Origin of the sequence: Asaccharospora irregularis DSM 2635, from assembly GCF_900129815.1 — a bacterium.
In the GTDB taxonomy this organism is placed as follows: domain Bacteria; phylum Bacillota; class Clostridia; order Peptostreptococcales; family Peptostreptococcaceae; genus Asaccharospora; species Asaccharospora irregularis.
Window position 1 is genome coordinate 1 of the sequence record NZ_FQWX01000055.1, and the last position, 9,664, is coordinate 9,664.

The window sequence follows — 9,664 nt, forward strand, 5'->3', positions numbered from 1 at the left end:
ATTTCAGAAATGCTATCAAAGGATTTAAAAGACTGTCCTTCATGCTTTAGAACAAGCCTTAAATCTTTGAAGGATAAAAAACAGTACGTATTAAATGCACTAATTACAAAATATACAAATGCTAGAGTTGAGGGTAAGAATAATACCATTAAAGTACTCAAAAGAGTATCCTTTGGATTTAGAAGTTTTAAAAATTTAAGATTAAGAGTATTACTAAGAGAAAAAATACAAGTAATTTAAAAACAGCATCTATACATGAAAACTGTATTAGATGCTGCCTTTAAAAATTAAATATTGACTTCATCAACGTTATTTGACAAAGAGCCTTTCATTATAGAACTTTTTAGTGAAATGTATCATTATTCTAACACTTATTACACTTCCTATTATTGCTCCTACATTTCCTATAATTGCTGGTAGAACGAACTCTTTTCCTTGAGATATCATAAACGTTGTTAATATAAGTCCCATCCCAAATGCTGTCCCTAGGTTACATAAGGCTGGTATTTGATATTTCTTGAAATATTTTGTAAATGATTTGTCTTTCGCAAATGATATAATGGCTGGATTATCTGATAGATAAGTCGTAAGTGCCCCAGCTATACTAGCGCCAGGTAACCCGTATAAAGGTTTCATGAATACAGCGAACATTCTATTTAGTAGTGAAATTACTCCAAATTCTGAAAGTAACCCACTTAAGGCTCCTGCTAAAACGGCCATAGCCATAATTAAAAATACTGTATCTAATAATAATGAATGTGCTGTACTCATTATTACTTTAAACATTATTCCTAATCCCATAACACTTCCTACATATCCAAATCCAATTACTAGTACCGCTAAAAATGCAAATGTTTCTAAATTGACCGACTTTACTTTTCTGGTATTCCTAGTTATTTCCATTTTGTTCACTCCTTGTTATTTTTTTAGTAGATCTACCTATGACTTATTATACCCATATTCTTTATACATTTCAACTTTATATGCCATTTTTCCACTTTTCTGAATATTCATTTCATATTTAATTTAACTTTTTATTTTAATTTTCTGAATATTTTCCAAGGAGTAATATCTATTTTCTATTAGCTTTTTCATATAAAAAATTTCCTATGCATTATAAAAAAAGGTTATAAAAACTCTAAATTCAGAATTTTCATAACCTTTTTATAAATATTTATTTCATTTTCTTAGCTACATAACTTACTAAATCAAGAGTTCTAACTGAATAACCCCACTCATTATCATACCAAGAAACTACTTTTACCATATTATTATCTAATACCATAGTTGATAATCCATCTACTATAGATGATCTATCATCTTGTCTATAGTCTATAGATACAAGTGGCTTATCAGAGTATCCCAATATACCTTTCATTTTACCTTCTGAGGCCTTTTTGAAAGCATTGTTTAACTCTTCTACCGTAACATCTTTTTTAAGTTCACAAACAAGGTCTACAAGTGAAACTGTTGGAGTAGGGACTCTTACTGCGAAACCATTTAATTTACCTTCTAATTGTGGTAAAACTTTAGATACAGCCTTTGCTGCTCCTGTAGTAGTAGGTATCATTGATTCACAAGCTGCTCTAGCTCTTCTTAGATCCTTATGAGTCTTATCTAGTATTCTTTGGTCATTAGTATAAGAATGTATAGTAGTCATTAATCCTCTAACTATTCCAAACTCATCGTCTAAAACCTTAGCAAATGGCGCTAAACAGTTTGTAGTACAAGATGCATTTGAGATTATATGATGATTTTCATTATCGTAATCTTCTTCGTTAACACCCATAACTATAGTTACATCTTCTTGCTTTCCTGGAGCTGTTATTATTACTTTTTTAGCACCAGCTTCTATATGTTTATAAGCTTTTTCTCTTTGAGTAAATATACCTGTAGATTCTATAACTATATCCACACCTAATTCTTTCCAAGGTATTTCAGCAGGATCATTGTATCTTAGTATTTTTATCTCTCTTGAGTTAACTAATATAGTGTCTTCATCTTTAACTTCTACAGTACCTCTGAATCTTCCATAACATGAATCATATGTGAATAAATGAGCTAAAGTTTCAGCTGTTGCTCTTGCATTTATTGCTACTATTTCTATATCAGCATCTAATCTTTCTTCATATATTCTCAATACAGCTCTTCCTATTCTTCCGAAGCCGTTCATCGCTACTTTTATTTTCACTTAAAATCCCCCTCTATCACTATGTTTTTCATATTTATTGTATACTAAATATTTTATTTATTCAATACTTTTTATATGTTAAATAATTATTTTGAGATATTATTGCATTTTTTGCCTATTTATCAAGTAATTTTTATATAGTTTTTATATTTAATGTACACTTTTATTTTAAAATGCTACACTATAGTTTATATTATTATGACTGGCAAAATAGATAATAATATATAATATACCCATAATATTACTCTTTATCCTATAATATTTTTATTTTAAATTCATTGTCTATTATTACAAATAAGTCAAATTAAAAAAGGTGAACTTCTCATAGAGAAATTCACCTTTTTTGATTGATATCTAGCTATTTATTTTGAGATAGCTCCCAATACATTTCCATTATCTGTTTTAGTATTAACTCTGTAATAAATGAAGTCTATTACTTTTCCACTTATAGTCACCGCTATTAAAGAATAAAAAACATCAAATACTGATAAGTATAGTAGTGACAGCAATAAAACTATAATGTCTGTTAGTAAATATACCTGCCCTACGTGTAAAGATGTAGTCTTAGAAATCACTAATGCTAAAGCATCATCTCCTCCAGCCGCACAACCAGCCTTAACTATAATACCAACACCTATCCCAACAGTTAACCCTGCTAGTATAGTTGATAAAAGCATGCTATTCGATTGAGGTACGAGAGGCCCTATTGCTTCAAATATACGGTATAATCCCGAGAAACTTAAAGAAGCAATTAAAGAGTATATGAAAAATTTCTTACCAAAGAATCTATATCCTATCAATAATAGTCCCCCATCAATTATGATGTTTGCTATTGAAGGTTCTATATTGAATAAATTCTTTAGCAGTAGTAAGAGTCCTAACACTCCACCTTCTGTTATATTATTTAGATAGTAAAAATTATAAACTCCAAAAGCTAATATTGTAGAACCTAATATTATAAGTCCTAAACTTTCTGCAAATCGCCGCCTGGCCATGTTATCCCTTCCTTCTTTATATGTTTTACTATATTATATAGGATAATTCAGGCTTTGTATATCGCACTTTTAGAATATTTAATTATACATTTTTTTTAAGTTTTTTTCAAGGTATTTTTCAATATTTTTTCCAAGTTTTTTTAGAATCACTCCAAAGCTAGACATCCCAATGATGTAGATAGCCTATTTTTCTAAAAAAGTTCATATTAATTGCTTTTTAATTTAGTATAAATAAGTATTTGTTTATATAATTTTTTTATTTGTTTACAAATACTATCCTTAATATCTGCTAGATTTCAAATTATATTCTAATTGTAATCAATTTATATTTTAATCATAATCAGGTGGGTTATGCTCTATATCACTATTTTTTGCCCATACATAGAATATAACTCCTAAAATAGCCCAAGTTATTATAATTCCCCATTCATATGGCCAAACAAGAGATGCTGGAGCTCCTGGTAAATACATCAAACCTAAGAATATACACATACACACTGATATAGCACCAACTAATTTTACATTTTTAACTTTGTACGGACGCGGCATATCTGGTTCTGTTTTTCTTAGAACAATGAATGACAACGACACCATTGAGTATGAGATAACTATGCTAAATCCACCAGCATTAGAAAGCCATACAAGCATATTTTCACCTAAAAACGGTACTAGTGTTGTAATTATACCAATCAAAATTATCGCATTAGATGGTGTTTTATATTTTGGATGCAGTTTAGATAGGAAAGGAGGTAACATTCCACATGCAGCCATAGAGTATATAGCTCTACTTCCCCCTACATAAAATGAGTTCCAACTGGTAAGAATACCTGCTACTCCACCGAATATTAATATTTTTGATGCAAGAGGACTTCCCCAATATACATTGGCCATTGCATCTGCAGTAACTAATCCAGACGTTTCAATTTGCGAACTTGACATAGCTAATGATACGCCAAATATTATCATCGCATACCAAATTACTGCCATTACAACGTATAAAATTAAAATCTGACCTATTTTTTTGAACGGAATATTCATTTCTTCTGCTGCTTGAGGTATAACATCGAATCCAACATACATAAACGGTGTCATAACTGCTACTGATATAATACCACCTATGCCATCTTTGAAAAGCGGTTGAGCATTTGCTATGTTTCCATGAACAAACGATCCCCCTATTAATGATAAGCCTACCAAGGTAATAATAACCGTCAACACACCCTGTAAAAAGGCTGCCGTTTTTATTCCAAGATAGTTTACTATAGATATTGCTATTGAACTGACTACTCCCACTAATACCCAGGTAAAATAAATATCAAACCCAGCTACATTATACATATACCCCTTTACATAATTCGGGAATATATATTGTATGACAGTTGGAAGTGCTACTGTCTCAAATGCTATAACAGACACATAACCTAAAATTATAGCCCAAGTACAAATAAACGAGGCATCTCTGCCCAATGCACGGTAACTAAATACCTGCTCTCCTCCACATTTTGGCATCGCCGAGGTTAATTCTGCATAGGCCTGACCTACAAATAAAACTACAAAACCACCTATTGCAAAAGCTATAATAGCTCCCAATGTACCGGCCCGTTGTATCCACTCTCCTGATAATACAACCCAGCCCCAGCCAATCATTGCACCGAATGCTAAAACAAATACATCTCCTTTGTTAAGAACCTTATCAAAATTACTATTTTTACTCATAACTCTAATCTCCCCTTTTTTGGTACTATTAGTAGTATTAGTATACTTAAGTATATTGAATCACTCTCTAATACAGTTTGTATTAATTATATTTACACACGTCTGTGTATTTATTGATTATATTTTATCACATTGTTCACAATTGTTCAAATATTAAGAATTATTATTCGTACATGTAGGAAAACTTTTATCTGTTAAATCCCTTACAATATCTAGCTTGTAGTTTTTTATATTTTTTTTAAAAAAATATTTTTTTAACCTCATTTTCTAGCCATTTGTTTGAATTTGTACATAGAATCTAAGAGTTTATTTCAATCTGTAAAAAATATTTTTTATGTTTAATTTATTTTTTATAGAAATTTATGTTTCATTATTAACAATAATGTTATATAATACCATTATAGCAATTGATAAATGATTAACTTACTCTGTTTGATATTTTATCGACTTGCTACATTTTGAAAACGCCTTAATATAAATTTAATATACCTTTATTTTTAGCCTTTTTTTAAAGGCTCTTTTGTTGTAAAAAATCTTTTTATTTTATAATAATCTATTAAACTCCCTATATAGTAGATATTTTATAGATCATCTATTATATAGGGAGTTTAACTACTTACTCTAATTTTAATCCTACTTTTATTTGTAAGATTATTTATTAATTTATTTTTATTAGCTTATTTTTACTAACTTATTGATATTTTTACAATATCCCCTATCTTTGATTAGACAAAGACTATTATTTATCTCATACTCAGAATTTGCATATACCATAATAGCTAACTCATCTTTATCATTCAAAACATCGTATTCCACTATACAACTTTTTATTATATCTATAATCTCGTTCTTTTTAAAACTACTAAATCTAAGAAGAGCACTACACTTATTTTCTAAAATTTTATTTATCTCTACTTTATTTTTCATAAAAGAGTCTATGCAGTTTATTCTATTATCTATTATATCTATAACATCAGAATAAACTGCACTCCCTGTTGCCAATTTTCCTGCACCTTTTCCAACAAAAGATATTTCTCCGACTGAGTCTCCATTTACAATTACTGCATTAAATTCATTGTCAACTTTGGCTAATATACTATTATTTTCAACTAAAACAGGTCTGACAAATGCACTTACTTTATCCTCTTTTAAACTACTTTGCCCAACTAGCTTGATTTTACAATCCAACTTTTTAGCATACTCCATATCTCTTTCGTCTATAGAAGTTATTCCTTCTAAATACAGGTCTTTCCAATAAACCCTATTATTATATGCCAAAGTAGAGAGTATTGATAGCTTTCTAGCAGCATCATACCCCATAACATCTGCCTCAGGATTAGCCTCTGCAAATCCAAGCTCTTGGGCTTGTTTTAAGGCTATATTATAAGGCAAATTCTCATCATACATCTTAGATAATATAAAATTAGTAGTTCCATTTAATATAGCACTTATACTCTCTATATTGTTCCCCTCCAAAGACTCTATTAAAGGTTTAAGAACTGGAATGCCTCCGCCAACTGAAGCCTCGAACTTTATATAGACACCTTTTTCATTTGCTAATTTGACTAGTTCATCTCCGTATTCAGCTAATAAATCTTTATTCGCTGTTACAACATGTATATTGTTATTTATTGCTCTTTTTATATAATCTAAAGTTGGATTTAATCCACCCATTACTTCTACCAAAACATCTATATTTTCTTCAAAAATGTCTTCTATATTTTCAGTGATTTTATCAAAATACTTTTTACCTTTGTGTTTGTATTTGTCACTTACAAGTATTTTACATATCTCTATATCTCTTTTATCTCTATTATTATCTATAACATCTATAAATCCACTTCCTACAGTTCCATATCCTAAAATTCCTATCTTCATTTAAAATACCTCCTAGTTATATTTTTTATAAAATAAAAACAAAAAAAGACTAATCCCTATAAAGGGACGAGTCTCTCGCGGTTCCACCCAATTTGGTTTTTTATAATAAAAACCCTCTTTGTACTTTAACGCAGTTAACGTCTATTCTTACTAAAACCCTAAAGGTTACTTCAGATAGCAGCTCCTAGGTAGTTTTCAATCCCTCTAATTTAGAAAATCTTTCAGCCTTTGAATTTTCCTCTCTGTTAATCGAATTAGATTTACTCTTCCTATTCATTGCTTTTATTTATTTTGAATTTTATTTTATGAAATCAATAAAAATCTATTTGCCGGCATAGTTTTTATATTTTTATACAAAAAAACTCCCGTCCTTAATATAAGGACGAGAGTGTATTTCCCGCGGTTCCACCTAATTTAGCTTTATATAAAAGCTCTCTTTTCGCTTTAACGTAGCTAACGACTATTCTTACTAAAACACTAAAGGTTTCTTCAGATAGTAGCTCCTAGGTAGTTTTCAATCCCTCTAATTTAGAAAATCTCGCAGCCTTTGAATTTTCCTCTCTGTCAACCGAATTAGATTTACTCTTCCTATTCATCGCTTTTATTTATTAGATTTTATATAATTCTAAGGTAATATAAAACAAATGTCAATACTTTTCTGAATATTTTTTTATTTATTATTATTTATTATATAGTTATATGTCTGAAAATTCTATTTCCATCTTCATTCCTATATCATTTATTATTTTTGAGTTTATATAAGAATCCTCGTTTTCATTTAGGGTTATAGGAATTTCTACTATAAATTCACTACCTACACCCAGTATACTATTTACTCTTATATTACCTCCGTGCAACTCTACCAAAGATTTTACAAGAGATAAACCTATACCTGTTCCCTTAACTCTACTTGCCATCTTATCATTTACTTGCTCGAACCTATTAAATATTTTATCCAATTTTTCTGTAGGTATACCTATTCCATCATCTGCTACCTTTATTATAAAGTTTTTATCATTTTTAGATAAATCTACATAGATTTTACCATTTGCTTTATTATATTTAATAGCATTTGAAAGTAAATTAAGTACTACTCTTTCTATGCTTTCCGTGTCAAAAGCCATTACAAATTCTTCAATCTGTGTATCAAATACAAGCTGTATATTGTTTTGATTTGCAAATTGGGTAACAGACATACAAATCTCCTCTATAAAGTATACTATATCTTCATTTTGTAGCTTTAGACTAGTGTGTCCAGATTCCAGCTTTGTCAGGTTTATTATGTTCTCAACCAATTTCAGTATACGATTCCCATTTTGCTTTATTATCTTTACATTTTTATTTAAGGTAATATTTTCTTTTAAGAGCTCTTTTTCCCTTCTCTCTATAATTTGAAGAGAAGATATTATTAAGTTTATAGGTGTTTTTAATTCATGAGATAGATTTACAAAATAATCTAGTCTCAATTTTTCAATACCTGTTTCTTTTATTGTTCTTTTAGAAACATCTCTAGCCACACCAGCTATACCCATAACACTTCCACAATTATCAAGGAACGGTATTTTTATAATTTCTATAATTATTTTTTGATTATCAATTTCAAGTTCTAAATCATAAATCCTCTCCCTTTTATTCTGTATTATATCATTATCAATTTCATGAACTTTTTTATAGAACTGCTTAAATACAGGTATTTCAGAAGCATCTCTTCCTATTAACTCATCCCTACCAATGCGAGTTAATTCAAGGAAACTAGAATTAAAACCAATAATTTTCATATTTATATCTTTGAAAAATATATTATCAGGAATATGATTTTCAATAGCTCTAATAAAATCCTTAGTATTATACTTTTTATTTGTGTTTTTTCTTACTATAGAATTTATAGTTCCAATTTCACCTATAAATTCATCTTTATCATATATAAAGTATGTTCTTATAGAGAAAGTTTTTTCATCATCCTCTATCATCACTCTTCCTCTGACTTCTTTATTTGATAGTGCCTTTTCTCTAAACTGTTTAATTGTATCTGCATTTCTTTTTCCCCAGATTTCCAAATCAGTTTTACCAAACAACTCATCTTGTTCTTTATTCAGTATTTTTAGCATATTTCTGCTACAATCTAAATATAGACCATCTTTATCTTTTATATAAAACTTCTCCTCTAATCTGTTTGATTCATCTATTAATTTTCTATAATCATACATTAAAAAGTCAAAGTATAGTAAGATATATTCTTCTCCTATAAATTGCTTTTTTATATACATCCAATCATTAATTTTTGGTATATATCTTTTAATAGTTTTGCATTTATCATCAAACAATTCTTTGTAATATCTATCTTCCTTAAAAACCGGTAATAACTCTAGTATATCTTCGTTGTATATTTCTTGATCTAAATTCAAAATTTTGACCATAGCCTCGTTTATATACTCTACTTTATAAATTATATTTATATCATTTTTTATTATCTTGCAATATGTAATAGGCAATGGCACATCCTCTAAAAATTCTCTATAGTTAATATTTTTATTCATATTATTTATCCATTATCCCCCTTGTATAATGTAGTTGTAACATTTGATAGAAAACTTTCTAATAATCTAACGAACATTAACAACTTTTCTTAATTTTTAAATTTGTATAAAATCCTATCGGATCTTAATTCATTTCTTTAATTGTTTTCTATTAAAATTCTCCCTAATGGATGATTCAACTTTGACAAATATAGTATAATCTTTACTGAATAGAGGATAGATGTATCCCCCCTGGGTGATCTTAGAGATCCTATACCCGAAAAATAGCGTATCATTCCATCAGTAATAGTTCTATGTTTAGCTGGTTGAATTTCCCCGAAGGGAATTATTCGTGTCACAGACAAGGT

Annotated in this window: 6 protein-coding genes, 1 pseudogene and 2 other annotated features; of the genes and pseudogenes, 1 reads left to right on the forward strand and 6 read right to left on the reverse strand. The window is 29.0% G+C overall.

What is annotated here, in order from left to right:
- Positions 1 to 240 (forward strand): transposase (locus tag BUB34_RS12360; protein WP_143153387.1); only part of this gene is annotated, 240 nt, incomplete at its 5' end.
- A 93-nt stretch (positions 241 to 333) separates the two neighbouring features.
- Here the strand turns inward: BUB34_RS12360 and BUB34_RS12365 are convergent.
- The 6 genes and pseudogenes from BUB34_RS12365 to BUB34_RS12390 all read right to left on the reverse strand — a co-directional run.
- Positions 334 to 903: pseudogene (locus tag BUB34_RS12365) on the reverse strand (hypothetical protein); the annotation flags it as partial.
- 271 nt (positions 904 to 1,174) lie between these two features.
- Positions 1,175 to 2,191 (reverse strand): type I glyceraldehyde-3-phosphate dehydrogenase, encoded by a 1,017-nt coding sequence (gap, locus tag BUB34_RS12370; protein ID WP_073127724.1) that lies wholly within the window; start codon positions 2,189 to 2,191, stop codon positions 1,175 to 1,177.
- Positions 2,192 to 2,553: 362 nt separating this feature from the next.
- A complete protein-coding gene (locus BUB34_RS12375) occupies positions 2,554 to 3,186 on the reverse strand; it encodes a YitT family protein (RefSeq protein WP_073127726.1) in 633 nt (210 codons plus the stop codon).
- Positions 3,187 to 3,516: 330 nt separating this feature from the next.
- Entirely contained in the window at positions 3,517 to 4,902 is a 1,386-nt protein-coding gene (locus tag BUB34_RS12380) for an APC family permease (RefSeq protein WP_073127728.1), read from the reverse strand.
- Between the two features lie 672 nt (positions 4,903 to 5,574).
- A complete protein-coding gene (locus BUB34_RS12385; RefSeq protein WP_073127730.1) occupies positions 5,575 to 6,780 on the reverse strand; it encodes a homoserine dehydrogenase in 1,206 nt (401 codons plus the stop codon).
- A gap of 59 nt (positions 6,781 to 6,839) precedes the next feature.
- Positions 6,840 to 7,066 (reverse strand) — a binding site (T-box leader).
- An 89-nt stretch (positions 7,067 to 7,155) separates the two neighbouring features.
- Positions 7,156 to 7,385 (reverse strand) — a binding site (T-box leader).
- A gap of 90 nt (positions 7,386 to 7,475) precedes the next feature.
- Complete coding sequence (locus tag BUB34_RS12390) at positions 7,476 to 9,317, reverse strand: sensor histidine kinase (RefSeq protein ID WP_073127732.1); 1,842 nt, start codon at positions 9,315 to 9,317, stop codon at positions 7,476 to 7,478.
- Positions 9,318 to 9,664 lie beyond the last annotated feature (347 nt).